25 protein-coding genes and 1 other RNA gene are annotated in these 24,252 nt (G+C 62.2%); 6 read left to right on the forward strand and 20 right to left on the reverse strand.

What is annotated here, in order from left to right:
* Positions 1–4 precede the first annotated feature (4 nt).
* The 13 genes from murD to IE166_RS06845 form a co-directional block, all read right to left on the reverse strand.
* On the reverse strand, positions 5–1,387 hold the full coding sequence (gene murD / locus IE166_RS06790) for a UDP-N-acetylmuramoyl-L-alanine--D-glutamate ligase (protein ID WP_189502700.1): 1,383 nt from the start codon (positions 1,385–1,387) through the stop codon (positions 5–7).
* A gap of 5 nt (positions 1,388–1,392) precedes the next feature.
* Positions 1,393–2,475, reverse strand: coding sequence for a phospho-N-acetylmuramoyl-pentapeptide-transferase (mraY, locus tag IE166_RS06795; RefSeq protein ID WP_189502701.1), 1,083 nt, complete (start codon positions 2,473–2,475; stop codon positions 1,393–1,395).
* A 25-nt stretch (positions 2,476–2,500) separates the two neighbouring features.
* Entirely contained in the window at positions 2,501–3,934 is a 1,434-nt protein-coding gene (locus tag IE166_RS06800; RefSeq protein WP_189502702.1) for a UDP-N-acetylmuramoylalanyl-D-glutamyl-2,6-diaminopimelate--D-alanyl-D-alanine ligase, read from the reverse strand.
* Positions 3,931–5,385 (reverse strand): UDP-N-acetylmuramoyl-L-alanyl-D-glutamate--2,6-diaminopimelate ligase, encoded by a 1,455-nt coding sequence (locus tag IE166_RS06805; RefSeq protein WP_189502703.1) that lies wholly within the window; start codon positions 5,383–5,385, stop codon positions 3,931–3,933. The genes IE166_RS06800 and IE166_RS06805 overlap by 4 nt, the downstream gene beginning before the upstream one ends.
* Before the next feature lie 55 nt (positions 5,386–5,440).
* Positions 5,441–7,159, reverse strand: coding sequence for a peptidoglycan D,D-transpeptidase FtsI family protein (locus tag IE166_RS06810; RefSeq protein ID WP_189502704.1), 1,719 nt, complete (start codon positions 7,157–7,159; stop codon positions 5,441–5,443).
* The gene (gene ftsL / locus IE166_RS06815; RefSeq protein ID WP_385964780.1) at positions 7,156–7,530 is read right to left on the reverse strand and encodes a cell division protein FtsL; all 375 of its coding nucleotides are present in this window, start codon (positions 7,528–7,530) and stop codon (positions 7,156–7,158) included. Before ftsL ends, IE166_RS06810 begins: the two co-directional genes overlap by 4 nt.
* 1 nt (position 7,531) lies before the next feature.
* On the reverse strand, positions 7,532–8,542 hold the full coding sequence (gene rsmH / locus IE166_RS06820; RefSeq protein ID WP_244641346.1) for a 16S rRNA (cytosine(1402)-N(4))-methyltransferase RsmH: 1,011 nt from the start codon (positions 8,540–8,542) through the stop codon (positions 7,532–7,534).
* Positions 8,539–9,006 carry a division/cell wall cluster transcriptional repressor MraZ gene (gene mraZ / locus IE166_RS20625; RefSeq protein WP_244641347.1) on the reverse strand — a complete coding sequence of 156 codons (468 nt, stop codon included), beginning with the start codon at positions 9,004–9,006 and terminating at the stop codon, positions 8,539–8,541. The genes rsmH and mraZ overlap by 4 nt, the downstream gene beginning before the upstream one ends.
* 410 nt (positions 9,007–9,416) lie before the next feature.
* An RNA gene (rnpB, locus tag IE166_RS06825) (RNase P RNA component class A) lies at positions 9,417–9,831 on the reverse strand.
* Positions 9,832–9,881: 50 nt separating this feature from the next.
* Positions 9,882–10,589 (reverse strand): lytic transglycosylase domain-containing protein, encoded by a 708-nt coding sequence (locus IE166_RS06830; protein ID WP_189502706.1) that lies wholly within the window; start codon positions 10,587–10,589, stop codon positions 9,882–9,884.
* A 169-nt stretch (positions 10,590–10,758) separates the two neighbouring features.
* Positions 10,759–11,526, reverse strand: a complete 768-nt coding sequence (locus IE166_RS06835; RefSeq protein ID WP_189502707.1) for an N-acetylmuramoyl-L-alanine amidase — start codon at positions 11,524–11,526, stop codon at positions 10,759–10,761.
* Entirely contained in the window at positions 11,523–12,245 is a 723-nt protein-coding gene (locus IE166_RS06840) for a J domain-containing protein (protein WP_189502708.1), read from the reverse strand. Before IE166_RS06840 ends, IE166_RS06835 begins: the two co-directional genes overlap by 4 nt.
* 141 nt (positions 12,246–12,386) lie before the next feature.
* On the reverse strand, positions 12,387–14,441 hold the full coding sequence (locus IE166_RS06845; RefSeq protein WP_189502709.1) for a putative bifunctional diguanylate cyclase/phosphodiesterase: 2,055 nt from the start codon (positions 14,439–14,441) through the stop codon (positions 12,387–12,389).
* A 273-nt stretch (positions 14,442–14,714) separates the two neighbouring features.
* Here IE166_RS06845 and IE166_RS06850 point away from each other — a divergent pair, with 273 nt between their 5' ends.
* The 3 genes from IE166_RS06850 (at position 14,715) to IE166_RS06860 (ending at position 16,122) form a co-directional block, all read left to right on the forward strand.
* A complete protein-coding gene (locus IE166_RS06850; protein ID WP_244641412.1) occupies positions 14,715–15,533 on the forward strand; it encodes a glycoside hydrolase family 25 protein in 819 nt (272 codons plus the stop codon).
* Between the two features lie 67 nt (positions 15,534–15,600).
* A complete protein-coding gene (locus IE166_RS06855) occupies positions 15,601–15,819 on the forward strand; it encodes a DUF6290 family protein (protein ID WP_189502710.1) in 219 nt (72 codons plus the stop codon).
* The gene (locus IE166_RS06860; RefSeq protein WP_189502711.1) at positions 15,820–16,122 is read left to right on the forward strand and encodes a type II toxin-antitoxin system RelE family toxin; all 303 of its coding nucleotides are present in this window, start codon (positions 15,820–15,822) and stop codon (positions 16,120–16,122) included. It begins immediately after the preceding gene.
* 3 nt (positions 16,123–16,125) lie between these two features.
* Here the strand turns inward: IE166_RS06860 and IE166_RS06865 are convergent, their stop codons facing one another.
* The 3 genes from IE166_RS06865 to IE166_RS06875 all read right to left on the reverse strand — a co-directional run bounded on the left by IE166_RS06865 (position 16,126) and on the right by IE166_RS06875 (position 19,388).
* Positions 16,126–17,346 (reverse strand): alanine racemase, encoded by a 1,221-nt coding sequence (locus IE166_RS06865; RefSeq protein ID WP_189502712.1) that lies wholly within the window; start codon positions 17,344–17,346, stop codon positions 16,126–16,128.
* 96 nt (positions 17,347–17,442) lie between these two features.
* Entirely contained in the window at positions 17,443–18,366 is a 924-nt protein-coding gene (gene metF, locus IE166_RS06870) for a methylenetetrahydrofolate reductase [NAD(P)H] (protein ID WP_189502713.1), read from the reverse strand.
* The gene (locus IE166_RS06875) at positions 18,366–19,388 is read right to left on the reverse strand and encodes an ArsR/SmtB family transcription factor (RefSeq protein WP_189502714.1); all 1,023 of its coding nucleotides are present in this window, start codon (positions 19,386–19,388) and stop codon (positions 18,366–18,368) included. The genes metF and IE166_RS06875 overlap by 1 nt, the downstream gene beginning before the upstream one ends.
* 91 nt (positions 19,389–19,479) lie before the next feature.
* Here IE166_RS06875 and tsaA point away from each other — a divergent pair, with 91 nt between their 5' ends.
* From tsaA to IE166_RS06890, 3 genes are all read left to right on the forward strand, one after another.
* On the forward strand, positions 19,480–19,992 hold the full coding sequence (gene tsaA / locus IE166_RS06880; protein ID WP_189502715.1) for a tRNA (N6-threonylcarbamoyladenosine(37)-N6)-methyltransferase TrmO: 513 nt from the start codon (positions 19,480–19,482) through the stop codon (positions 19,990–19,992).
* Positions 19,992–20,306: a DUF2293 domain-containing protein gene (locus IE166_RS06885; protein WP_385964789.1), complete on the forward strand. Its 315-nt coding sequence runs from the start codon at positions 19,992–19,994 to the stop codon at positions 20,304–20,306. Before tsaA ends, IE166_RS06885 begins: the two co-directional genes overlap by 1 nt.
* A gap of 134 nt (positions 20,307–20,440) precedes the next feature.
* Entirely contained in the window at positions 20,441–21,280 is an 840-nt protein-coding gene (locus IE166_RS06890; protein ID WP_189502716.1) for an SDR family oxidoreductase, read from the forward strand.
* Positions 21,281–21,283: 3 nt separating this feature from the next.
* On the opposite strand, the gene IE166_RS06895 is transcribed toward IE166_RS06890, so the two are convergent.
* The 4 genes from IE166_RS06895 to IE166_RS06910 form a co-directional block, all read right to left on the reverse strand.
* Positions 21,284–21,895, reverse strand: coding sequence for an MOSC domain-containing protein (locus tag IE166_RS06895; protein WP_189502717.1), 612 nt, complete (start codon positions 21,893–21,895; stop codon positions 21,284–21,286).
* Between the two features lie 96 nt (positions 21,896–21,991).
* Positions 21,992–23,113, reverse strand: coding sequence for a beta-ketoacyl-ACP synthase III (locus IE166_RS06900; protein ID WP_189502718.1), 1,122 nt, complete (start codon positions 23,111–23,113; stop codon positions 21,992–21,994).
* 98 nt (positions 23,114–23,211) lie between these two features.
* Entirely contained in the window at positions 23,212–23,988 is a 777-nt protein-coding gene (gene tam / locus IE166_RS06905; protein WP_244641348.1) for a trans-aconitate 2-methyltransferase, read from the reverse strand.
* Positions 23,985–24,251, reverse strand: a complete 267-nt coding sequence (locus IE166_RS06910; protein WP_189502719.1) for a type II toxin-antitoxin system RelE family toxin — start codon at positions 24,249–24,251, stop codon at positions 23,985–23,987. The genes tam and IE166_RS06910 overlap by 4 nt, the downstream gene beginning before the upstream one ends.
* Between the last annotated feature and the right edge of the window lies 1 nt (position 24,252).

The following is a 24,252-nucleotide window of genomic DNA, read 5'->3' on the forward strand; positions in this document are numbered from 1 at the left end:
CCCCTTAAACCGGCTCAATCCCGGCAAGTGCTTGAACTGCCTGGCGAAATGCCTCGCCGCGCAACTCGAAATTCTTGAACTGATCGAAGCTCGCGCATGCAGGCGAGAGCAGGACCACCGCTTCCCCATCAGCCTCGGCATCCCGGGCGGCATGGTTAACGGCTGATGATAAAGTCCCTGAAATTTCATAAGGAACCGTTTCACCCAGAGTTGCCGCAAAGGCGGGCGCAGCTTCGCCGATGAGATAGGCCTTGGTGATGCGGGGGAAGAAAGGCCTAAGTGCTTCAATTCCCCCGGCTTTTGGCAGTCCACCGGCAATCCAGCGGATCCTGGGGAAGCTCGACAAAGCGGGTGCTGCGGCTTCGGCGTTGGTTGCCTTGGAATCGTTGACGAACAGCACTTTGCCTCGCCGCGCGACTTGTTCCATGCGGTGAACGAGACCTGGGAAGGTGTTCAAACCATTCTGAATTTCGGTTTCGGACAGGCCGAGCTCGAGGCAGGTTGAAACGGCTGCAAGGGCGTTCTGGGCGTTGTGCCGGCCGCGCAGCGAACCGATGCCGTTAAGCGAAAAAAGCGCCCGATTTTCCGGAGTAGCTCCCCGGAAAAGTTCGCTTTCTTCGGCAAAATATCCGCTTTTCAGCGGCAATCTTCCGGAAATCCGCACCACTTTCGGGCCAGCCCGCTCCAACCGGTCGGCAATCTCGACACAGAAGCTGTCATCGACGCCGATCACCGCAGTTTCGCTTCCAGCGACGAGCCGCGCCTTTATGTCGGCATAGTGCTGGATGGTGCCGTGGCGGTCGAGATGATCGGGCGTGACGTTGAGGAGGATGCCGACGGTCGGGTTCAGCGAAGGGGCGAGATCGATCTGGTAGGACGAGCACTCGACGACATAGTGACGGCCAGCTTCGGGCGGATCGAGGGTCAGAACGGCACGGCCGATATTGCCGCCCATCTGGGTATCGCGTCCGGCCGATTGGAGGATGTGCGCGATCAGGGCCGTGGTGGTGGACTTGCCGTTGGTGCCGGTGATCGCGACGAGACGAGCGTCGGGAGCGAGACGCTTGCGCTCCCTAACGAAGATCTCGATGTCGCCGATGATTTCGACGCCTGCACCGCGCGCGAGATCGACTGTCCAATGCGGCTTGGGATGGGTGAGCGGCACGCCGGGCGACAAAACGAAGGATGACAGACGCGACCAATCGATCGTGCGCAGATCGACAACCGGGATGCCGGCCGCTTCGGCCTTGGCGACACTTTCGGGATTGTCGTCCCAGGCTTGAACATCAGCGCCGCCTGCGACGAGAGCCTGCGCCGTTGCGATGCCGGAGCCGCCTAGTCCGAAGAGAGCGACCGCCTTCCCCGAAAAGGACTGAGCGGAGATCATGATGTTTACCGCAGCTTGAGGGTGGACAGGCCGATCAGAGCCAGGATGATGGCGATGATCCAGAAGCGGATCACGACCTGGCTTTCGGTCCAGCCGAGCTTTTCGAAATGGTGGTGGATCGGCGCCATCAGGAAGACGCGTCGGCCGGTCATCTTGAAGAAGCCGACCTGAATGATAACGGACAGCGCTTCCAGCACGAACAGACCGCCGATGATGGCGAGAACGATCTCGTGCTTGGTGGCGACGGCTACCGTACCTATCAGGCCGCCGAGCGCCAGAGAACCGGTGTCACCCATGAAGATGGCGGCGGGCGGTGCGTTGAACCAGAGGAAGCCGAGGCCGGCGCCCATGACCGCGCCGAGCAGCACGCAGAGCTCGCCGGTGCCGGGGGTCCAGTGGATCTGGAGATAGTCGGCGAAGACGGCATTACCGGCCAGGTAGGAGATGATGCCGAACGAACCGGCGGCGATCATCACCGGGCCGATGGCCAGACCATCGAGACCATCGGTGAGGTTCACCGCATTACCGGCGCCGACGATCACGAAACAGGCAACGGGGATGAAGAACAGCCCGAGATGGAGCAGCACATCCTTGAAGAAGGGGAAGGTCAGCGAGGACGAGAACGGCTCCTTGCCGGCATACATGATGAGGCCGGCTGCAACGGCGGCGATCAGGAACTCCAAAAGTAGCCGGACCTTGCCCGAGACGCCAAGATGGCTCTGTTTCGTGACCTTTGTGTAGTCGTCGTAGAAACCGATCGCGCCGAAGCCGATCGTCACGAACAGCACCGCCCAGACATAGAGGCTGGACAGGTTTGCCCACAACAGAGACGAGCCGAGGATGCCCGACATGATCATCAGACCGCCCATCGTGGGCGTACCGGCCTTCTTGAAGTGGGTCTGCGGACCATCGGCGCGGATCGGCTGGCCGCGGCCCTGACGGATGCGCAGCGAATCGATGATCGAGGGGCCGAACATGAAGACGATCAGCGCCGAGGTGATCAACGCGCCGCCGGTCCGAAAGGTGATGTAACGGAAAACGTTGAAGATGGAGAGGTCGTCAGCGAACTGGACGAGCAAAACGAACATGAATGGAGACCTCTCTGCGACGGCGTCAAGCCGTCATACCGTCAGCTTTGGCGGACGAAAATTGTGCCAGCATTGCGTCGACGATCTTCGAGAAGCCGATGCCCTTGGATGACTTGACCATGACGACATCGCCGGACCGGATCGCATCCAGAATGAGCGGCGTCAATTCCGCAGCACTTTCGGCGTAAACCTTCGGGAACTCAGCCGGAAGCGCTTCGGCAAGGCGGCGCATGTCGGGTCCGCCCAGGAAGACGGCATCGGCACGGGCTGCCGCAATCTGTTCGGCGAGAGCGGCATGAAGCTCGGGCGATTGTTCGCCCAGTTCCAGCATGTCACCGAGCACGGCAATGCGCCGACCGCCGGTGCCGGGCTGCGTTGTGCCGAGCAAGGACAAGGCTGCCTGCATCGATGCGGGATTGGCGTTGAAGCTCTCGTCGATCAGAACGGCTGTGCCATCATCCACCGGCAGGACATGGCGGCGTCCACGTCCCTGCTCCGCCTTGAGGCTGGCAAGTGCCGCCGCTGCCTTTTCGAGATCAGCACCGGCCAGATCGGCGGCACCGAGTACGGCGAGCACGTTCTGGACGATGTGCCGTCCCGGCGCGCCGACCGTCGCCACAACGTCACGGCCATTGACCGAGACAGCGATATCCGAGCGGTCGCCAAACAGTTCGGCATCGCGCAAGCGGATGTCGGATTGGGGGTTCTCGCCGAAGCTCTTGATGTTGCCGTGGCCCTTGGCGCGCGCGAGATTGGCAAGCAGGCTGAAGCGCGGATCGTCGCGATTGACGAGCACCGCGCCTTCCATTTCCAGCCCCTCGAAAATCTCGGCCTTGGCTTCGGCGATTTCGTCGAGGTCGCGGAAGAAGCCGAGATGGGCGGCACCTACCATGGTGATGATGGCGATGTGGGGACGAACCATCTTCACCAGCGTACGAATTTCGCCGGGATGGTTCATGCCGATCTCGAACACGCCGAAATCGACATCTTCGGGCATGCGCGCCAAGGTCAGCGGCACGCCCCAGTGATTGTTGAAGCTCTTGTCGGCTGCATGCACCTTGCCGGAAGCGGCCAGAACATGGCGCAGCGCTTCCTTGGTGGAAGTCTTGCCGTTGGATCCGGTGACCGCGATGATGCGGGCATTGGTGCGGGCGCGCGCGGCCTGGCCGAGCTTGCCGAGCGCTGCCAGCACATCCGGCACCACGATCTTGGGCGTGGTCAATCGGCCAAGCGCCGGCAGCTTGCCTTCCGACACAACCAGAACCGACGCGCCGGCCTTGATCGCGGCGGTCGCAAAATCATGGCCGTCGAACTGGTCGCCGGCGATGGCGAAAAAGGCATCGCCGCGTTGCAAGGTGCGGCTGTCGATGGAGATGCCGCTGATCTCGGAGGGAAGAGTGCCGAAGGAGCGGCCATTCATCGCCGCCGTCATGGCATCGCCGGTCCATAAGGGGCTCATGCCGCACGCTCCGTCAGCGCCGCACGCGCTTCGGCATGGTCGGAGAAAGGCAGCGTTTCGGCCCCGATCGTCTGGCCCTCTTCATGCCCCTTGCCGGCGATGATCAGCGTGTCGCCGGATTGCAGCATGGCAATCGCTTCGTGGATGGCCTGGCGACGGTCTGCGATCTCGGTTGCGTTGGGAGCGGCTTCCAGAATGGCGGCACGGATTTCCGCCGGCACTTCGGAGCGCGGATTGTCGTCAGTGACGATCACCACATCGGCTAGGCGCGTGGCGATCTCGCCCATGATCGGACGCTTGCCGCGGTCACGATCCCCGCCGCAGCCGAACACCACCACGACGCGGCCGGTGGTGAAGGGGCGCACGGAGGCCAGCACGTTTTCCAGCGCATCGGGCTTATGGGCATAATCGACGTAAACCGGTGCGCCGTTACTCTTGGAGCCGACAAGATCGAGACGACCGGGCGCACCCTTCAGCTTTTCGAGGGCAGCCAGCGAAAGCTCGATCGGCATGCCGGTGGCGATGGCGAGACCGGCGGATACAAGGGCGTTGGCGATCTGGAAGTCGCCGGCCAGCGGCAGGTCAATCTCGAAGATACGGCCTTCCGCTTCGATCTCCGCGCGCTGGCGGTAACGCTCGTGTTCGACCCGCTTGAGGGTCAGCAGCGCGCCCTTGCGGCCGACGGTAAGCGTGCGCAGGCCTGTATCCTGCGAAGCCTTGATCGCCTGCTCCGACCACGGATCGTCAGCAAAGATCACGGCCGGCGCATCCTTGGGCAGGAGGTCGCGAAACAGACGAAGCTTGGCGTCGAGATAGTCTTCAACCGTTGGATGATAATCCATGTGGTCGCGACCGAGATTGGTGAAGGCCGCTGCCTTGAGCTGGACGCCATCCAAACGGCGCTGATCGAGGCCATGGCTGGAGGCTTCCATGGCCGCATGGGTGACGCCGGCCTTGGCGAGGTCGGCGAGAAGATGATGCAGGGCGACCGGGTCGGGCGTGGTCAGCGAGCCGTAATCATTGCGGCCGGGCGCGACGACGCCGGTGGTGCCGATGCTGGCGGATTGATAGCCGCCGAAATCCCAGACTTGGCGCGTGAAGGAGGCCACGGAAGTCTTGCCGGAGGTGCCGGTGACGGCAACCATGGTTTCAGGCTGGGCGCCAAAGAAGCGCGCGGCGGCCAAGGACAAGGCGCGGCGCGGATCGGCGACGCGGATGACGGGGATGGAGAGGTCGCCAACGGAAGCGCCCTCACCGGCCACAATCGCGCTGGCGCCCTTTTGCGCGGCGTCGGCGGCGAAGCGGCCGCCATCCGTCTTGCTGCCTGAGAAAGCGAAGAACACCGTGCCCGGCGTGGCCTGGCGGGAGTCTGCGGTCAGGGCACTGACATCCACTGCGGAGGCACCCTCGCCCTTCAACGGCAGGATATCGGCGAAATCCGAGAGCTTCATCGCAGTCCCATCACTTCAGGTTGCACAATGTCCAATGCGGTTCACCGCTTCAGAATCACTGCGAGGATACCAGCAATGGCTTCTCTTCGAGGCGGAAATCCGGCTGGACGCCGAGCAGCGGTGCGGAACGGCGGATGATGTTGGAAAACAAAGGTCCCGCATTCAGACCGGCGGTCGCCGCCTGACCGGGTTTCTCCGGCTTTGGTTCATCCACGATCGAAAGAACGACATATTGCGGATCGTCGATCGGGAACGCGCCGACAAAGGCGTTGAAGCGGACATCTTTCGAATAGCGTCCATGCACGACCTTTTCCGCCGTGCCGGTCTTGCCGCCGATGCGATAGCCGGGAACGGTGGCGCGGGTGGCCGAGCCGCCCGTACCCTTGGTGGCGTTCAGCTTGTAGAGATAACGCATCTCGTCGCTGGTCTGCTGGCTGACGACACGCGTGGCGCTTTCCAGCGCGGCGTCCCGCGTGCGCGGCAGGAAGGTCGGGTTCATCAGGAAGCCGCCATTCATCAGCGCCACCACGCCCACCGCCGTTTGCAGCGGCGTCGTGGACATGCCGTGACCGAAGGCGATGGTCATGGAATGCACCTTCTTCCAGACCTTTGGCTCGGTTGGCCGCGCCACTTCCGGAAGCTCCGTCTTCATGCGGTCGAGCAGGCCCATGCGGTGAATGAATTCGCGATGGCCTTCGAGACCGACGATATCGGCCTCGTGGCCGGAACCGATGTTGGACGAGAAGATGAACACTTCCGGCAGCGTGAGAACGCGGTTCTTGCCGTGAAAGTCGCGGATGGTCTGGTTGCCGAAGCGGAAGGGCTTGCTGGCGTCAACGGTGGAATTCAGGTTCATCTTGCCCGAATCCAAGGCCATCGCCGTTGTGAAGCTCTTGATGGTCGAGCCCATCTCGTAGGTGCCTGCCGACATGCGGTTCAGACGGTCTTTTTCATGCGCGTTGAACGGGTTGTTCGGATCGAAATCCGGCACCGACGCCATTGCCACGACTTCGCCGGTCTTGGCGTTAAGCACCACGGCACCAGCCGCGATCGCATGATAGCGGGTGAGCGCCTGGGTGATCTCGTCATGCACGATGTGCTGGACGCGCAGATCGATCGACAGCTGGAAGGGCGCGAGATCCTTGGGCTGCGCCAGACCGCTGGCCTGCAGGTCGGCGAGGCCCTGATCGTCGATATATTTCTCGATGCCGGAAATGCCCTGGTTGTCGACATTGACCAGGCCGACGATGTGGGCAGCGGTGGAACCGCCGGGATAGAAGCGGCGCTTTTCCGTGCGGAAGCCGAAGCCCGGCACGCCGAGATTCATGATGTCGGACTGCTGCTTAGGCGTCAGCTGACGGCGCAGCCAAACGAAGCCGGCGCCGCTTTTCAGCTTGTTGTAGGTCTGCTCGTAATTGATGTCGGGCAGGATCGTGGCGAGCTTTTCGATGGCCTCGTCGGCATCCACGATGCGGCGCGGCTCAGCGAACAACGAGGCCGTCTTGATGTCGGTCGCCAGCACCTCGCCGTTGCGGTCGATGATGTCGGGGCGCGAAGCGGTGACGCGCGACGCAGGGCCAGCACCCACTTCCGGGTCGGTCATGGCGAGGTGGATCATGCGGCCGGACAGGGCTGCGTAGAGGCCGAGGAAGACGGCCATGGTCATCATCAGGCGCGGCCGTGCGCGGCTGCCGAACGCCTTACGCTCGCCATCCACCACGATGCCGCTGCCCAGTGCCGTGCCTTCAAAGCGCTTACGCCATTTCCCGATCATGGTTTGATGGCTCCTGTCGAGGTCTTGTCGATGCGCTTGAGCATCTCGGCGATCGTATCGATATTCGGATCCGGCACTTCCGGCGGGCGCTGCGGAATGGCGTCGGGGGTAACGATCTGCTCCGGCTCGACGGTGCCCAGTTTCAGGTCGTCGGCGTAGGATTCGGTCAGGCGCTGGAGACGCGCGGGCTGGGTCAGCAAGCTCCAGTCGGCCTTGAGGATCGAGATCGTGTCTTCCTCGTAGCGGATCTGGCTTTCGGTCTTGGCCAGAAGATCGAACTGGTTCTCGGCCTCGTGCTTGGTCTTGTAGGTGAAGGCCGCAGCCGCCACCATCAAGCCGATCATTACCATGTCGGTGGTGCGGAACATCATGTCAGCGGTCCCTCTCGACCTGAATGTCGGGCAGCCTGGGCAGGCCGAACAATGAGAAATCGGCATCGCGTGGAGCGGCATCGCTGCGGCGCGCGCTGCGCAGCCGCGCCGAACGCGCACGCGGATTGGTGTCTTCTTCCGTTTCCGACGGCGCAACGGCCGGTGCCGGGCGCTCGAAGGTCAGCGTCTGCAAACCAACGGCCGGCAAATGGCGCGAGCCGCCGGATTGCGTGGAGCGGTCGGCCAGGAAGCGCTTGACGATGCGGTCTTCCAGGGAATGGAAGCTGACCACGGCCAGCACGCCGCCCGGCTTCAACACGCGCTCGGCTGCAAACAGCGCCTTGGCGAGTTCGCCGAGCTCGTCGTTGACGAAGATGCGCAGGCCCTGGAATACACGGGTCGCCGGATGGATCTTCACCTTGGGATTGCGGACCACCAGCGTTTCGATGGCATTTGCGAGATCACGCGTGCGCTCGAACGGCTGCACGGCGCGGCGCTGTTCGATCATGCGCGCAATGCGGCTTGCCTGCTTTTCTTCGCCGAGAATGCCGAAGATGCGGATGAGATCGGTGGTCTTGTATGTGTTGACGACATCGGCAGCCGTGTTGCCGGTCTGCGCCATACGCATATCGAGCGGACCATCACCGCGGAAGGAAAAGCCGCGCTCTGCCTGATCGAGCTGCATGGAGGATACGCCGACATCCAGCACCACGCCATCTACGGAGCCGCTGGCATGGGCGTCGAGGTTGGAGAAGACGTCCTGCACGAGACGAAGACGGCCGTTCGCGCGCTCGACCAGCGCTTGGCCAGCCGCAATGGCGTCAGGGTCGCGGTCGATAGCGATGACATCAGCGCCGGCATTCAGCAGCGCCGTCGTATAACCGCCCGCGCCGAAAGTGCCGTCGATGAAGGTCTTGCCGGCCGCGGGTTGGAGCGCTGCCAGAACTTCCTGAAGCAGAACCGGAACGTGTCTGATGTGGTCGGCCTCGAGGGAACCGTGATCCGCGCTCATGCAGAAGCATCCTGATTGCCAGATACGTCCGCGCGGCGCTTGCGCGCCAGAAGCCGGGCGCGAACGGTGGCGGCATGGCTTGCCAGCTGTGCCGGTTCCCAGATCTGGAACCAGTTGCCACGACCCACAAAGGCCACGTCCGTCGTGATGCCGGTATGGTCGCGCATGAAATCCGTCACGCTGATGCGCCCCTCGCTGTCGAAGCGCAGGAAGGCGCCGTCCCCATGATAAAAGAAGGAAAGATCGTCCGCCGTTTGCAGCAGCGGATCTTCCTGCGCGATACGCGCTTCGAACTGGTCGAGCAGGTCCGGCCCACCGACATCCAGCGCCGGCGTATCCAGCGAGCGCAGCGCGTAGAGTTCCGCGTAACCGCGGCTTTGGATGATCTGTCGGAAATGCGCGGGCACCGACACGCGATTTTTCGCGTCGATCTTGTTTACCGCGCTGGACAGAAACCGCTGCATGCCGCGCCGAAACCATTCTCCTGAGGCTGCCCGTCATTGCGTCGACGCTGCAGCCAACCTTCCCGCAACCGCTTGTTTTAGACCACATTTCAGACGCGGCTCGACCCTCCAGCGGCCTGTGCGGCAACCGGATCGCCTTCGCTTCCTGAGGATACTGGGACAACAAACGAAACTGCATTTGGGATACCATGGGGCCCTATGGGCGTCAATGGGAACGGGGCTTTGTGGCTGGTGCGAGGCTGAGTCTGGACGCGCGTCTCCGTTGAAGCAGGCGGACCCCGTTTATCCGCCGTTAAGGCTAACAAAGTGTTGCGATCAGCAGAAAAGGCGGCGGCTGCTTCGATGAAAGAACGGCGCGCGGGAGCATCCCCCAGCGGAGGATGCGCGGCTTTGAGGATGAGGGAGATGGAAGTGCCAGCCGGCCTATAAGCCGGGTTTTGTATGGCCCCTGCCCGCAAAGGCAGAAACGTGGCGGCCATTCTTCTTGGACACATGTTGCCATGCGCCTCACGCAACCTACCCGGATGACAAGGCTGGAAACCGCCCCGAAGGTTGCCCTTCGCGCCATCCCTATTCGGTCTTGCTCCCGGTTGGGTTTACCGTGCCGATCCTGTTGCCAGGCTCGCGGTGGGCTCTTACCCCACCCTTTCACCCTTACCCCGGCAGGAACGGCCTTGCGGCCGGTGCCGAGGTGGTTTGCTTTCTGTGGCACTTTCCCTGGGGTCGCCCCCGCCGGCCGTTAGCCGGAACCGTGTTTCCCGGAGCCCGGACTTTCCTCAGCCGCGACCTTTCGGTGCTTGCGGCTGCGGCCGCCCGGCCGGCTGGCAGTGCCTTAAAGGCTGACCGCCAGCGAAAAGCAAGCCTTCCCCGTGAACTCAGGCGCTGCCGAGCTTGCGCTTCACCTTGGCGCAGTAAGCTGCCGAGATCGGATTCATGCGGGTTGCGGCATGGCCGGCATTGTATTTCAGGATCGTGCCGCAGGTGGTGCCGCCGCCCAGATCATGGGCCATGGCGAGATATTTCATACCCCACTTGATGTTGGTGTCGGGATCGTAGAGCCCCTTGGCGCTGCCGGTGTAGCCGAGCATGCGCGCCGTTGCCGGCTTGATCTGCATGAGGCCGATTTCACCGGCGCTGCCACGAGCGGCCTCGTTGTAATTGCTTTCAACGCTGATCACGGCATGAGCCAGGTTGGCGGGCACGCCATAGGCCGAAGCGTAGCGTGACACGATCGTGGAATATTTGCGCCCGTTCACCACCGCCTTTTCGGCAACCGGCACGTCGCCATCTTCTAGGGACAGGGGCTTCACGCCTGGCAATGCGGAGAACTTCTTCTGGCTGGAGCGTTCCACAGCCGTGAGTGCGGGACGGTGTGCGTTGGCATAGCCCTTGGAAGAGGTCGTCGTGGTAACCGTTTCGGCAACATCCTTCCCCTTGGCTTCCTTGCCGATCGAGCCTGTTGTCATCGTATCGACGTTTCTAGGATTGAAGGCGCGTCCACCTTCGGCTTGAGCGGAGTAAGAGAAGGCAAAAGTCGACACACCGGCGGCCACGGCCACCGCAAAAACGGTCCTGCTTGTCATTGAACCCTGTACTGATCTGACTGCCGGACGCTGCCGGTCTACGCTGCACTGGCCGAGGGGGTCAGAACCCAGCCCGGCGTCGGATGAGTTGTGAGATGCCGGGAAAAGTTGCATCAAAAATGGTGCAGAAAGTAACGTTGATCGCTTTTATGTAATATTGCGTGATCGCTCAGGCCAACGGTGGTATAGGTAGGTTTCTAAGCAATCGGCTGAGAGTGAGACGGGTCGAGCGGTCGATCAGGCCATCAACACGTTCCGGTCGGAAGTGCCGCTGGAAGGCTTCCACAACGATGCGCGACGCCTCATCCAGCACGCCGCTGACCTGGATGCCATAACCGTAGTCGGCTAGCATTTGCTGGGTTTCAGCCACGGCAGGCGACGTTGCACCGAGGCCGAACGGGAGGTCATCGCCGACCGGTTCAGGCCGCACAAAGTGGCCGATCCCGGCTTCGTAAAGCACGGCCCAGGGGAAGAGTTCACCCGGATCGATCTTGCGTCCAGGAGCCACATCGGAATGCGCCAGGATGCCTTCGGGAAGCATCCCGTGACGTGTCGCAATGTCGCGGCACAGGTCGATCACGGCAGCGATCTGATCATCCGGATACGGCGTGTAGCAGAGAAAATGACCGGGATTGACGATCTCAATGCCCACGGAATGCGAATTTATGTCCGCATTTCCGCCCCAAATGCTGCGCCCGGCGTGCCAGGCACGGCCCGCTTCGCGCACCATCTGCACGACAGAACCATCTTCATGAACGAGGTAATGCGAAGACACCTCGCTTTCAGGCGTGCACAGCCAGTCCTCGGCCGCCTGCCCCGTGATCATGCCGGTGTAATGAAGAATAATGAGGCTCGGCCGCTCGCAATCGCGGCGCAGTCCGAAATTCGGCGATGGCCGCACCATTGCCCGTGCAAAGTCGGGCGGGAACGCGCTCACGCCGGAACCTGGCTTCTTTCGATCATTTCATAGGCGCTGTTGATGGCAGCGAGCCGGTTCGTGGCGATGGCGATGAAGTCGGCCGGCATGCCGCGCGCGATCAGGCGATCGGGATGGTTCTCGGCAACTAGCGTGCGGTAGCGCTTGCGCACGGCGCCGAACTCCGTGTTGATCGGAAGGTCGAGCACGGCATAGGGATCAGCCCCCATCGGACGGGCGTGGCGCGCGAGCAGCCGCTCGAAATGCAATGCATCGATGCGGAAGATTTCCGAAACGCGGCGGAGAAACGCCACTTCGCGCTCATGCACGATGCCGTCGGCTTCTGCGATATAGAATAGGCCGTCTAAGATATCCTGCAGAAGCAGGCAATTGTCGTCGCCGCTGCCGCACAGATTGGCCAACTGATAGGCATAGGTCTCGAAGCCGGCCGTATCAGCCTGCGCCAGATTGTAAAGGCGCTGCACGTTGCGCATCTCGTCGGGCGGGATCTCGAAGATCCTGTGAAAGGCGCGGACCTCGTCCTGCGTCACCACGCCATCGGCGCGCGCCATCTTGGCGGACAATGCGATCATCGCGACGGAAAAGCCGACCTGGCGTCTCAGCGCGGGATCGCCCACAAACATGGTGCGGATCGCCTCAAGCAGCGAACCGATGCCGGACGCACCGCGTGCCGGAAGGCTCAACAAAGCGGCGCCGAGACGAGACCAGACCGAATCCATGCTTGACCTCTAACGGAAACAACTCCCGACCGGAAGATCGGGAGGGCCCGCGCAGCGCAAACCTTCCATGCGTTGGTAAGCGCCGGGGAAACAGCTGATGATGAATGTAGGGGATCTCGGAAGACTGCGTCTTAACTAAGCTCAATGCGCGCCGAGCAGCGTTCTCACCTCGTTCAACGGCATGGGGCGGCCGAAAAGATAGCCCTGCCCTTCCTCGCAGCCCCGCTCCTGAAGGATGGCAGCTTGCGTCTTGCACTCGATGCCTTCCGCCGTGATCGACAAGCCGAAGGTGCGGCCAAGAAACAGAACCGCATCCACGATCGCGCCGTCCTCGGGCGAGCGCTCCAGGTTCTCCACGAATTCGCGATCGATTTTCAGTCGCGTGATTGGGAACTTCTTGAGCATGCTGAGCGAGGCATAGCCGGTGCCGAAATCATCGAACGCCACGGGGCAGCCAAGATCGCGCAGCCTGGTCAGCGTGGAGCGGATCGTGCCGTCGTCGTTTCTCAGGATAACGCGTTCGGTGACTTCGATCTCGAATAGATCCGGCGCGACCTCGTGGCTCGCCAACGCATCGGCGATCTGGCCGGCAACATCGCCCGTGGCGAACTGGCGCGAGAAAAGGTTGACGGCGACGCGGATCTTCTCGCTGACGCTTCTGGTGCGATTGAGAGCAGCAATGTCTCTCGCAGCCTGCTCGATCACCCACTTGCCGAGATGATTGGCCATCGGGCTCTTCTTCAGCACGGGCAGGAACGCGGCTGGAGCCAACATGCCCTTTTGCGGGTGGTGCCACCGTAAAAGCGCTTCCAGCCCGATGATGCGATGATCATCCATGCGCACCTGCGGCTGATAAAACAGCTCGAACTCACCGCCGCGCACGGCCTGGCGCAATTCCGCGCTGAGCGCATGTTCCTGGCGCGCATCATTGCGCAAAGCGGGCGTGAACAGGCACGTCGTACCCACCATGCCGGATTTCGCCTTTGCAAGTGCCAGATCCGCCGAAAGAAGCAGTTCGGAACCGATCATGCCATCATCCGGCAAAAGGGCGATGCCCATATGGGCGCTGAGCGCGACCTGCGCTTCGCCGACCTCGAAGGGCAGTTCCAACATGTCCTGAAGACGCTCGGCAACGGCTCCGATCGTTTGGCTGGAGGCATCCGGCACGACGACGGCCAGTTCCGTCGAGGTGCGCGCGATCATTTCACCGTTCGGCAACACGCTGCGAAAGCGATCCGCCACTTCGCGCAGCAGGCTCCAGCCGGTGTTGCGCGCATAAAGCTCGCTGGCTTCGCGAAGACCTTCGATCCACACCAGGATCAGGGCAGCCGAGCGCTTCGCCATGGAAAGCGCCAGCAGTTCAGCCGCCACGGATCGCCAGTTCGGCAGGCCGGTGAGCGGATCGTGCCGCGCTTCATATTCCAGACGCTGGCGCTGGATCTTTTCGCCCGTAATCTCGCGGATGAGGCCGAGGCTGCGGGTGGGCGGATTATCGCCATTCGCGATGAGCGTTCCGATGGCTTCGATCCAGCGAATACTTTGCGTCTTCGGATCGATGATCCTGAATTCATTGCGGAAGTGTGGGTTTTCACTCGCACCTTGAGCGGAAACCCGGCTCAGGATGAGGTGCCGGTCGTCCGGATGAACGATCTCCAGCAGGTCTTCCAGATTGGCGATCGGGCTTGGCAGATCGATGAACCGGGCAACCGCATTGGCGCCCCAGAGTTCGCCGGTTTGCAGGTCGTGATCCCAAACGCCGTAATTGCCGCTTTCCAGCGCCAAACGGAGACGTTCCTCGCTGACGCGGGCGGTGTCGGCCGCGTCGAGATCATCCTGGATGTCCTGGACGACCCCGATCCATTCCTCGATGTCCCCGTTCGCACCCCGCAGCGGGAGGCCGTTTGACTTGTACCAATGATAGGTCTTGTCAGCCTGCTGGCCGCGAAATAGAAGCTCGAAGGGCGAACCCTTGCGGAAGGCGTCGAACCAGATCCCGGTGATCGTTTCCAGGTCCTGCGGGTGGATGGACGAAGCCCAGTCGTCGGCGGTTGCGACTTTCCCATCGGCTGTCTTCCAGCCGAAACCATTGCGCAGGGTGCCATCCGCCTCGGCCCGCCATACGCGCACGCGGCTCATCTCGGCAACCGCGAGCGAGACCCGATCACCCTCGGCAAGGCCGGCATAGGTGGTATTCATGCTGTCATTCCGATGGCGATGCTGACCCCGCCGCTTCTTAACCTTCCTTATATTAGCAAATCACAAATAAAGTTGATCGCACTGCGGAAAAGGTTGCTGTGACGCTCTGCGCCATGATCACGGAAAAATCAGCTATCGGAGACCGTGCTGCAAGATAGAAGCAGCTTTCCCGTGCAACGAAGGTGCAAACGGGCAAGACTTTGGTTACCATCTCGCGGCATTGATGGCCTGAGTTCAACAAGGGAAGCTGGTGTGGCTTTGAAACTTTCGATCCTGCGCAGCCTCCTTGGTCTCGCCATGTTGGGTTCGGTCGCGGCCTGCTCGACCACGAGCTACGATTTCGCGGATGTGAAGCCGACGGCAACACGCACCACCACGACCTCGTTCCAGACCGGGCTTGCCTATCCCCGTTTCAACGACCGCAAGCCGCATCCGTGGGACAAGGCACTGGCGCCGACCTCCTACGCCATCCACGGCACGGACGTCTCGAAATATCAGGGTTCGGTTGACTGGGGCATCGCGCGCGAAAGCGGCGTGTCCTTCGCCTTCATCAAGGCCACCGAGGGCGGCGACCGCGTCGACGACATGTTCGCCACGCACTGGCAGGAGGCCAAAGCCTCAGGCATTCCGCGCGCGGCCTATCATTTCTATTACTTCTGCCGCACGGCGCAGGACCAGGCCGACTGGTATATCCGCAACGTGCCAAAGGAGAAGAACTCCCTGCCGCCAGTGCTCGACATGGAATGGAACCACATGTCGCCGACTTGCAAGAAGCGGCCGCCGGCATCTGTCGTGCGCGCGGAAATGAAGATCTTCCTCGAGCGCCTCACCAAGCATTACGGCAAGAAGCCGATCATCTACACGTCGATCGACTTCTACGAAGACAACCGCCTCGACCTGTTCACCGGCTATGACTGGTGGCTGCGCTCGGTATCGGCGCATCCGCATATCCGCTACGGCACCAAGGACTTCCTGTTCTGGCAATATACGGGCACGGGCAAGGTGCCGGGCATCAAGGGTGACGCCGACATCAACGTCTTCAACGGCACGCAAAACGAATGGCGCGCCTGGGTCGCCAAGCACACGAGCTGAGGGAAGCGGCCGGCGCTTTCCTTAGTTTTAGCGGCCGTGCTAAACTGTTGTTCTAGGGAGCATCGGCATGGCCAGCATCACCATCGATCTCGACGACGCGACAGAAGCGCTTCTCAACAAGGTGCTGTCATCGTCATCTGTCAGCGCATCGCAGCTAGTGCGCGAGGCGCTGCTCGACCGGATCGAAGAAATCGACGATGCGCCGGTCGTCAAAGGTCTTGCAGAAGAAAGCTTCGAGCCGATCTCCAATGTCGAGGTCATGCGCAGGCTGCGGCTCGATCACTGAATGGCCGTCGTTCAATGGCACCCACGTGCCTTCGAGCAGTTTGCGGAACTAGACCGCGCAGTCCAGACGCGCATCCAGCGCGTGCTGACGTCGCTCGAAGCGATGGACGATGTCAGAACGAAGCTCATCCCCTATCGCGCTGAGCTGGCTGGATACTGGAAGCTCCGCGTCGGTGACTACCGCCTCGTCACGTCTCTTCGTGAGCAGGACGGTCAGACTGTGCTCGTGATCTACCTCGCGCATCGCCGCGAGGTTTACGGCTCCCGAGCGGTCTCGGCCTTGAAGCGCCGGAACGCGGACTGAGGCTCAGTCCGCCATCGTCTCCAGGCTCGCGAACCCTTGAGGGGCGTCTCCTTCGTGGAAGGGGGTGTCGACCTGCACGAAGGTGTCGGGGTAGAAGCCGTTGAAGCGGGTGCGCAGCGACAGGGAATAGGCGCCGATGTGGCCGATTTCGATCCAGTCGCCGGTGTCGACGGTTTCCGGCAGCCAGAAGGGCCGCGACAGGATGTCGACGGAATCGCAGGTCGCGCCGCAGACCTTGAAGGGCACGATCTTGGTTTCATCGCCATTGCGCTGACGGATGGCCGGATCGGGGATGAAGCGGGCGGGCAGCGTGATCTTGCCGGTCCAGCTGTCCGACAGCGACGCCCAGATACCGTCATTGATGTAGAGCCGGCGACCCTTGCGCAGGAGGACGCGCACGATCAGGGAGAAAGCGCGGGCGACGATGACGCGGCCGGGTTCGGCCACCAGCGGCATGTCGCCAAAACCCCATTCGGTGATGTCGCCGCGCAGCTGCGCCATCAGCTCGTCGAGCGATGGCAGGTTCGGCGTCTTGCGGTTGGGATCGTGACCGTATTCGGCGGGAAAGCCGCCGCCGACATCAAGCTCGACAATCGGCACCCCGGCGCGGTTGCGGACCCAGTCGGCGGAAGCCAGCGCGCGCTCATAGGTGTCCGGGTCTTCGATCTGGCTACCGACATGGAAGCACAGACCGACCTTGTAGCCGGTGCGCGACAGACGCTGCAGCAGTTCCACCGCATGAGCCGGCCCTGCCCCGAACTTCTTCGACAATTCATAGGCCGCATGGCCCTTGGTCTGTAGCCGCACGAACACGGTCATCTGGCCAGGGTCAATGTCGAGCGCGCGGACCACGCGGGTCAGCTTGGTTATCTCGTCTTCATGATCGACCACCGTGACGCGGATGCCGTAGGTTTCCAGCGCGAGGCGGATGTCGGACTGCGCCTTGATCGGATGCATGTAGAGCATCTCAGCATCCGGTGCGACGTTCCGGACCGCCTTGAACTCGGCCGGTGACGCGACATCGAAAGTCTGGACGCCTGCTTCCGCCAGCGTCTTCAACACCAGTTCTTCGCCGTTGGTCTTTACAGCATAAGCGGTCTTGCCGGGGAAGAACCCCATGAACCGCCTGGTGTCTGCCTTCAGGACTTCGGGATGGAAGCAGTAGATGGGATCGTCGGGACGCAGCTTCATAGCGGCATCCCGTGCGGTGTTGAAACGCTGCATCAGATCAGGGTCGTCCTTGCTTCATTCCGGGCTTTCGTTCGGGTGAACATAAAGCGCTGGGGAGAAGCGTCGACCCTGTTTTGCCGACTAGCCGGCTTAGGCAGCTGCTGCCGCCGGCTGAACCGCCGCTGCTTCGACGGGACGAACGCCGATCAGATGGCAGATGGCGAAGGAGAGTTCGGCGCGGTTCATTGTGTAGAAGTGGAAGTCTTCCACGCCACGTTCGACAAGATCCAGCACCTGCTCGGCGGCAACGGCAGCCGAGACCAGCGCATGCGTTTGCCGATCCTCTTCCAGCCCCTCGAAGCGCTGCGCAACCCAGGCAGGGATCGTCGCACCTGTGCGGCCGGCGAAGTTCGCGACCTGGCGAAAATTCTCGATCGGCAGGATGCCTGGCACGATCGGGATATAGATGCCAGCCCGGCGCGCCCGCTCAACATAGCGCTCGTAATCGTCGTTTTCGAAGAAGAACTGCGTGATGGCACGCGTCGCGCCCGCATCGACCTTGCGCTTCAGCATATCGATATCGGTCGCGAAGTCCGGGCTTTCCGGATGCTTTTCCGGATAGGCGGACACGGAGATGTCGGTTGCACCCTGACGCTGGAGAGCGGCGGTGAGTTCCGCACCGTTGGTGTAGCCGCCGGGATGCGGTTCATAGGTCGCGCCGACGCCGGCGCTCGGATCGCCGCGCAACGCCACGAAGCGTGTAACACCAGCCTGAAGGAAACTGGCGATGACCTCATCGACTTCGGCGCGCGATGCATCCACGCAGGTGAGATGCGCCGCTGGTGCCAGACCGGTTTCGGCGATGATGCGCCGGACGATCCGCAGCGTGCGCTCGCGGGTCGAGCCACCGGCGCCATAGGTCACGGATACGAAATGCGGCTGCAGGGGCTCAAGCCGCTTCACCGTATCCCAAAGGCGGGTCTCCATCTCGGCCGTCTTCGGCGGGAAGAACTCGAAGGAAACGCGGACGCGCTCACCGATATCCGGACGGCGGGAAAAGCTGGGCTGGTTCATCAAACCGTCTCGCTTGCTTGGGGGTGACGTGCTGACTGTGCGGCGGCGGTGTCGGCGATCAGCAGGCGGCGGTCGCGACCGAGCCAGAGCTTGACCGTGAGGCCCTGATTGCCGTTGTCGGGTGCAAAGGTGAGCGTGTCTTCCAGTTCAAGGCCGGCTTCGGTCAGCCAGTCCTCGATCTGCCGATCAGCAAAGCCGAGACGGGCGTGGGCGTGCTCTTCGCGCAGGAACTCATGGCTGTGCGGCGCGAAGTCGACGATGACGAGACGGCCGGACGGACGGAGCAGCTTGGCGGCTTCCTTCACAACGGAAGCGGGATCATCAAGATAATGCAGCACCTGATGGACGGTCACGAGGTCGAAAGCGTCGCGGTCCACCGGCGGGGCATAAACGTCGCCCTGGCGCACCTGTGCATTGGTGATGCCAGCGCGTTCCAGATTGGCGCGGGCGACGGCGAGCATTTCGCGCGACATATCGATGCCAACGGCACGGCGATACAGCGGCGCGAACAGTTCGAGCAGACGGCCGGTGCCGGTGCCGAGATCGACCATCGACTGGAAGGGCCGCGTGCCGACGAGATCGAGCAGAGCGGCCTCAACGGCCTTGTCCGGCACATGCAAAGAGCGGATTTCATCCCAGCTCGATGCGTTGGACCGGAAATAATGCGTCGCTTTTTCCTGCCGCTTCTGGCGCACGCCGAATAGGCGCTCGATGTCGCGCTCCACCAGCGGATCGTCATCGGCGATGCGGGCGAGCAGGCCGAGGATCAGTTCGCGCGCACCATCGGATTCCGCCAGCCGGAAGAAGGCCCAGGAGCCCTCCTGGTAGCGATCGACAAGGCCCGCTTCCTGCAGGAGCTTGAGATGGCGGGACACGCGCGGCTGCGACTGGTTGAGGATCGCGGTCAGATCGCTGACGGTGAGATCGCCGGACGCCAGCAGAAACAGAATCCGCAAACGGCTGGATTCGGCCGCTGCCTTCAACGTATCTACAAGGGTCAGCAGTTCGAGCTTGTCTGACATCAACGATCTCCCGAATGAGTAAGAGACATAAAGATATGTTTATGTCATGTCATGGTGAGTTGCAATGGCTATGTCGCAGTGAAGGCAGAAAATGACTGACGATCCTGACACCGCCGTGCTGACGACGATCCGCGCGGGCGAACGCGCTTTGCCGTTCGATCCCGGCACGCGTGCGCCCGATGCGCATCTGGTGTTCATCGGCAAGGCGGAGACAGCGTGGACGCAACGCGGAGATTGCCCGAAAAACATGGGACAAGCCCGAGAGCGCAACGTGCAGGCACAGGTGCTGGTCGATGAGGATTATCGGGAGGGGTTGCTCGGGCTTGAGGCTCATAGCCACGTCATCATCCTAACCTGGCTGCATCGCAGCGCGCGCGATCTGATCGTGCAGCAGCCGCGCCATGCCGAAGAACCGCGTGGCACCTTCGCCTTGCGCTCGCCGGTTCGGCCCAACCCGATCGGGCTGCATGTGGCACGGCTGGTTTCGGTTGATATGGCGGAGGGCCGGCTCGTTCTGGAAGCGCTTGATGTACTGGACGGCACGCCGGTGATCGACATCAAGCCTTACTTCGCGTCGAGCGACCGACCGGATCTTGAGGGCTGATGGTGCGCTTTGCCACCGGCCGGCACAAGGCGATCGCCAAGGCACTGACGCTGCTTCTGCCCGGCGCGCCTTATGCCGATATCGAGGCGATCCGTTTTGAGGCAAGTCAGCGGCGCATGGCCGATCTGCCGCCGTCGATCGCCGTGTGGCTGACCACGCTTGCTCATGTGCGCCATCAGCACACCGAGTATGATGCCCTGATGGATGAGGGCTACGATCGGGACGCGGCGCGCTTCTTCGTGCTGGATAATGTCAACGAGGTGCTGACGACGTGGCGCGCAACGCGGCTGCTCGATGCCGATGAGAGCGATTGACGCCGGTTCGCACCCTGCCCCTTGAACCGCTGCGCTGAGGTCGCATCTACGGACTGCGGCCAAAAACCGCTTTTCACATCATTCATTCCTCACGCGCCTTTTTTCAGGCGCGACTTTCAGAAAGGCCTTTCATCATGGCATCGAAAGTCTGGTTCATCACGGGATCATCCAAGGGCTTCGGCCGCATCTGGGCGGAAGCCGCTCTCGCACGCGGCGACAAGGTTGCCGCCACGGCACGCGACGCTTCGACCTTACAGCCGCTGGTCGACCAGTATGGCGACAGCGTCCTGGCGCTCACACTGGACGTGACCGACAAAGCGCAGGTCAACGCCACCATCGCCGAGGCGCAAGCCAACTTCGGTCGGCTCGACATCGTCGTCAACAATGCGGGCTACGGCCTGTTTGGCGCGGTTGAAGAAGTGTCGGAAGAAGACGCGCGTGCGCAGATCGAGACCAATGTGTTCGGCGCCTTGTGGGTGACGCAGGCAGCCCTGCCGATCATGCGCGAACAGAAGGCGGGCCACATCATCCAGGTGTCCTCGATCGGCGGCGTCAACGCCTTCCAGAACGTCGGCCTCTACCACGCCTCGAAGTGGGCGCTGGAAGGCTTCAGCCAGACGCTGTCACAGGAAGTGGCAGGGTTCGGCATCCATGTAACGCTGGTCGAGCCGTCGGGCTTCTCGACGGACTGGGGCGGTCCCTCGGCCAAGCACTCCGAGTCGATTGCCGCCTATGACAGCGTGCGCGAAAACAGCAAGGCGCGTCGTGGCAACACGGCGGCAGGCGATCCTGAAGCGACGGCTGAGGCGATCCTCAAGGTTGTAGATGCGGCCGAACCGCCGCTGCGCGTGTTCTTCGGCGATGTCGGTTTGCCAATGATCAAGCAGGAATATGCCAAGCGCATCGCGCTTTGGGAGGAATGGGACCACGTCGCGGTTCTCGCCCAGGGTGCGGGCAGCAACCGCAAGGCTTGAAGCTCAATAGATCCACTGTTCGGGCAGGCGAAGCGAAACCGTTTCGCCTGTTTGGATCGTGCCGGGCTTTTCCACCCAGGCAACAATGCCGCGCAAACGCTTTGCGACCTTCGGGAAGAGCAGCGCAGCACCCTGCACATCAGCCACGCCGGCGCCCTCACCCACGGCACGACCGGCATCCCTGCACGGACCGTTCTGCGCGTCGATCTTCAGCGTCACGCCGTTCTTGAAGAACATCAGCGTGCCGGCCGGCAGCATGGACAAATGCGGCACGCCGTCGATCAGGAGGTTGGCGCCGACCCATTCGGAGCGCACTTCCGGCAGATCCATGCGGCGGGCGATCTCGGCCAGCTCATCGGGCGCGACGAGGGACAACTGGCGCTCGTTGCGCATCGTGGTCTTGCGCGGATACCACGGCTCGCGCCCGCCCGAGCGGCGGGTAAAGCCCTCATGGTAATCGCCGGGAATGCCTTCGAAGGTGAGGTCGAGGCTGTCGACGGCTTGCGTGACGAAGTCGCGATCCGGCGCCACGAACAGGCCGGCGACGCGGCCTTTCAGCTGCTTGCCAGGCATGATCTTGAAGTCGTCGAGCGTGCGCGGAAACAGATCGTGCATCGGGAGCGGTCCGGTTGAGCGAGCTTCATCCATGAAGCGACAGCACTTGACTGTCCAGCCAATTGCGCTGAATGACCCATCAGCTCGTTATGTGGATCACAGTCTGCGCAACAGCGCACCGCCGATCGAATAACCAGCGCCGAACGCGCAGATCAGGCCATAATCGCCGCGCTGCATGTCGCGATGATGCATATCCAGCGCCACGATAACACCAGCCGCAGCGGTGTTGCCGAGATCGCCCAGGACGATGGGCGCACGGTCGTTGTCCACATCCCTACCGAAAGCCAGGCGCAGGATCATGCCGTTCATGCGGGCATTGGCCTGATGCAGCCAGAAGCGGCGAATATCTTCCGGCGTCTGGCCATTGTCGCGCAGGAAGTCGATGATGAACTCATGCCCGGCATGGGTGACTTCCTTGAACACCTTGTTGCCGAGTTGCGTGATCATCAGCCCTTCCATGTCGAGCACGGACGGGTTGGCCTGGGTGAGCCGGGCGAGATAGCCGAAGTTGGAGCGAATATTGTTGGAAAACTGCGTCCAAAGACGGGTGTCCAGCACCTCGAAACAGCCTTCGCGCTCTTCGCCATCCTCCAGCGCTTCCACCACCATGGAAACGGATGCGTCGCCGAAGATGAAGTGCGTTTGCCGGTCGCGAAAGTCGAGATGGCCGGTGATCAGCTCGGGCGTGCAAACCAGCACGCACTTCTGCGCACCGGAGCGCACGAGGTTGAAGGCCGTATGCAGACCGCCGGCTGCCGAAGAGCAGCCAAGGCTGAGATCGATCGCCGAGCCCGACGTTCCCAGCACCTGCTGGATCTCGATGCCGACCGCCGGATACATGCGCTGCAGATGCGAGGAGGCGCAAATGACCATGTCGACATCGGCAGCCGCCCGGCCCGCATCCGCCAGCGCCTTGCGTGCGGAAGCAGCACCGAATTCAGACTGAATGGACACTTCATGGTCTTCGCGCCGCGGCATGACTGGCGCCATCCGGTCGATGTCGAGCACGCCTTCGGGGTAAAGCACGCGGCGAGCGCGGATGCCGGAGGCGTGTTCGATAAAGGCGCTGGTTGAGCCCGGCAGCGGCTGCTCGCCCCGCTCTGTGCGGCCAACATTTTCCCGCTCGACCCAGCCATTGAAGGTCGCCACCAGTTCATCATTGCTGATGGAGGCCGTCGGGATTTCGGCCCCGATGCCGCTGATGACCACGCGCTTCATGCTTGTTCTTCCTGACCTCGCACAAGCTTGGGATCAAGTGCGAGCTAATTCATGTCAGGCTTATTTAAGCGGCTTTAACCATGACAGGCAATGCGGAGCTAGCTCTTGCGGGCGACTATGAACAGGCGCGGAAAGCGCAGCAGCCGCGTGCCATCGGCGGTCGACGGATAGGCCGCGTCGATCGCCGTCTGGTAGGCATGCAGGAACAGCGCCTGTTCACCGTCATTCAGCGGCGCGAGGAAGGGCCGCAAGCCCGTGCTCTTCACCCACTCCACGATCGCCGCCGCATCCTTCATCGGGTGATTGTAGATGGTGTGCCAGATATCGACCGATGCACCGCAGGCAGTCAGCGCATCGTAATAGGTAGAAACCGGCGGCAGTGGATCGCGCGCGGCACCCGCGAGCTTGGCGGCGAACGGCATGGCACGAGCGGTTTCGCTCATCAGCCGGTGCGTGGGCTCGGCCAAATTATCAGGCATCTGCACGGCCAGGACAGCGCCGGGTTTCATGCCGCCGAGGATGCGAGCGAGAACCTGCTGGTGATCCGGCAACCATTGAAAGATCGCGTTGGCGAAGGTGACGTCAGTGCCGTCGTCCGGCATCCACGTCGCCGCGTCGCCCTCGAAGAAGGCGACATCCGGCAACCGCTTGCGGGCATCCGCCAGCATCGCCGGCGATGTGTCGAAGCCGCTGATCTCAGCTTGAGGCCAGCGGGCGACGAGGAGTTCGGTGGAATTGCCCGGCCCGCAACCGATGTCGACGACGTGCCTAGCATCGTCGACCGGGATCTGGGCCAGAAGATCGCGCGCCGGCCGCGTGCGCTCATCGGCATAAAGCAGATATTGCGCAGCGGACCAGTCGCGCGTCATCGTCATCTGTAAACGTCTCCACGGTGACCGACGCGAATGATCGAGATCGTGACGATGTCGTCTTCCAGCGCCGCGATCAAACGATACTCACCCACGCGATATTTCCAGTACTCGCCGAGTGGTCCATGCAGGCTTTCGCCGACTGCGCGTGGATCATCCGTTTCAACCAAGCGCTCTCGGACGAATTGCAGAATCCGGACCTGAGCGGTGTGCCCGAGACGCCGAAGGTCTTTCTCGGCGCGCTTTTCGAAGCGGACCTTCCAGCCCACC

Origin of the sequence: Tianweitania populi (assembly GCF_014652875.1) — a bacterium.
Classification (GTDB): domain Bacteria; phylum Pseudomonadota; class Alphaproteobacteria; order Rhizobiales; family Rhizobiaceae; genus Tianweitania; species Tianweitania populi.

Coding starts and splice junctions, on each gene's coding strand:
- murD (WP_189502700.1), bottom strand. CDS start 1,387: ATGATCTCCGCTCAGTCCTTTTCGGGGAAGGCGGTCGCTCTCTTCGGA.
- mraY (WP_189502701.1), bottom strand. CDS start 2,475: ATGTTCGTTTTGCTCGTCCAGTTCGCTGACGACCTCTCCATCTTCAAC.
- IE166_RS06800 (WP_189502702.1), bottom strand. CDS start 3,934: ATGAGCCCCTTATGGACCGGCGATGCCATGACGGCGGCGATGAATGGC.
- IE166_RS06805 (WP_189502703.1), bottom strand. CDS start 5,385: ATGAAGCTCTCGGATTTCGCCGATATCCTGCCGTTGAAGGGCGAGGGT.
- IE166_RS06810 (WP_189502704.1), bottom strand. CDS start 7,159: ATGATCGGGAAATGGCGTAAGCGCTTTGAAGGCACGGCACTGGGCAGC.
- ftsL (WP_385964780.1), bottom strand. CDS start 7,530: ATGATGTTCCGCACCACCGACATGGTAATGATCGGCTTGATGGTGGCG.
- rsmH (WP_244641346.1), bottom strand. CDS start 8,542: ATGAGCGCGGATCACGGTTCCCTCGAGGCCGACCACATCAGACACGTT.
- mraZ (WP_244641347.1), bottom strand. CDS start 9,006: ATGCAGCGGTTTCTGTCCAGCGCGGTAAACAAGATCGACGCGAAAAAT.
- IE166_RS06830 (WP_189502706.1), bottom strand. CDS start 10,589: ATGACAAGCAGGACCGTTTTTGCGGTGGCCGTGGCCGCCGGTGTGTCG.
- IE166_RS06840 (WP_189502708.1), bottom strand. CDS start 12,245: ATGGATTCGGTCTGGTCTCGTCTCGGCGCCGCTTTGTTGAGCCTTCCG.
- IE166_RS06845 (WP_189502709.1), bottom strand. CDS start 14,441: ATGAATACCACCTATGCCGGCCTTGCCGAGGGTGATCGGGTCTCGCTC.
- IE166_RS06855 (WP_189502710.1), top strand. CDS start 15,601: ATGGCCAGCATCACCATCGATCTCGACGACGCGACAGAAGCGCTTCTC.
- IE166_RS06860 (WP_189502711.1), top strand. CDS start 15,820: ATGGCCGTCGTTCAATGGCACCCACGTGCCTTCGAGCAGTTTGCGGAA.
- IE166_RS06865 (WP_189502712.1), bottom strand. CDS start 17,346: ATGCAGCGTTTCAACACCGCACGGGATGCCGCTATGAAGCTGCGTCCC.
- metF (WP_189502713.1), bottom strand. CDS start 18,366: ATGAACCAGCCCAGCTTTTCCCGCCGTCCGGATATCGGTGAGCGCGTC.
- IE166_RS06875 (WP_189502714.1), bottom strand. CDS start 19,388: ATGTCAGACAAGCTCGAACTGCTGACCCTTGTAGATACGTTGAAGGCA.
- tsaA (WP_189502715.1), top strand. CDS start 19,480: ATGACTGACGATCCTGACACCGCCGTGCTGACGACGATCCGCGCGGGC.
- IE166_RS06885 (WP_385964789.1), top strand. CDS start 19,992: ATGGTGCGCTTTGCCACCGGCCGGCACAAGGCGATCGCCAAGGCACTG.
- IE166_RS06890 (WP_189502716.1), top strand. CDS start 20,441: ATGGCATCGAAAGTCTGGTTCATCACGGGATCATCCAAGGGCTTCGGC.
- IE166_RS06895 (WP_189502717.1), bottom strand. CDS start 21,895: ATGCACGATCTGTTTCCGCGCACGCTCGACGACTTCAAGATCATGCCT.
- IE166_RS06900 (WP_189502718.1), bottom strand. CDS start 23,113: ATGAAGCGCGTGGTCATCAGCGGCATCGGGGCCGAAATCCCGACGGCC.
- tam (WP_244641348.1), bottom strand. CDS start 23,988: ATGACGATGACGCGCGACTGGTCCGCTGCGCAATATCTGCTTTATGCC.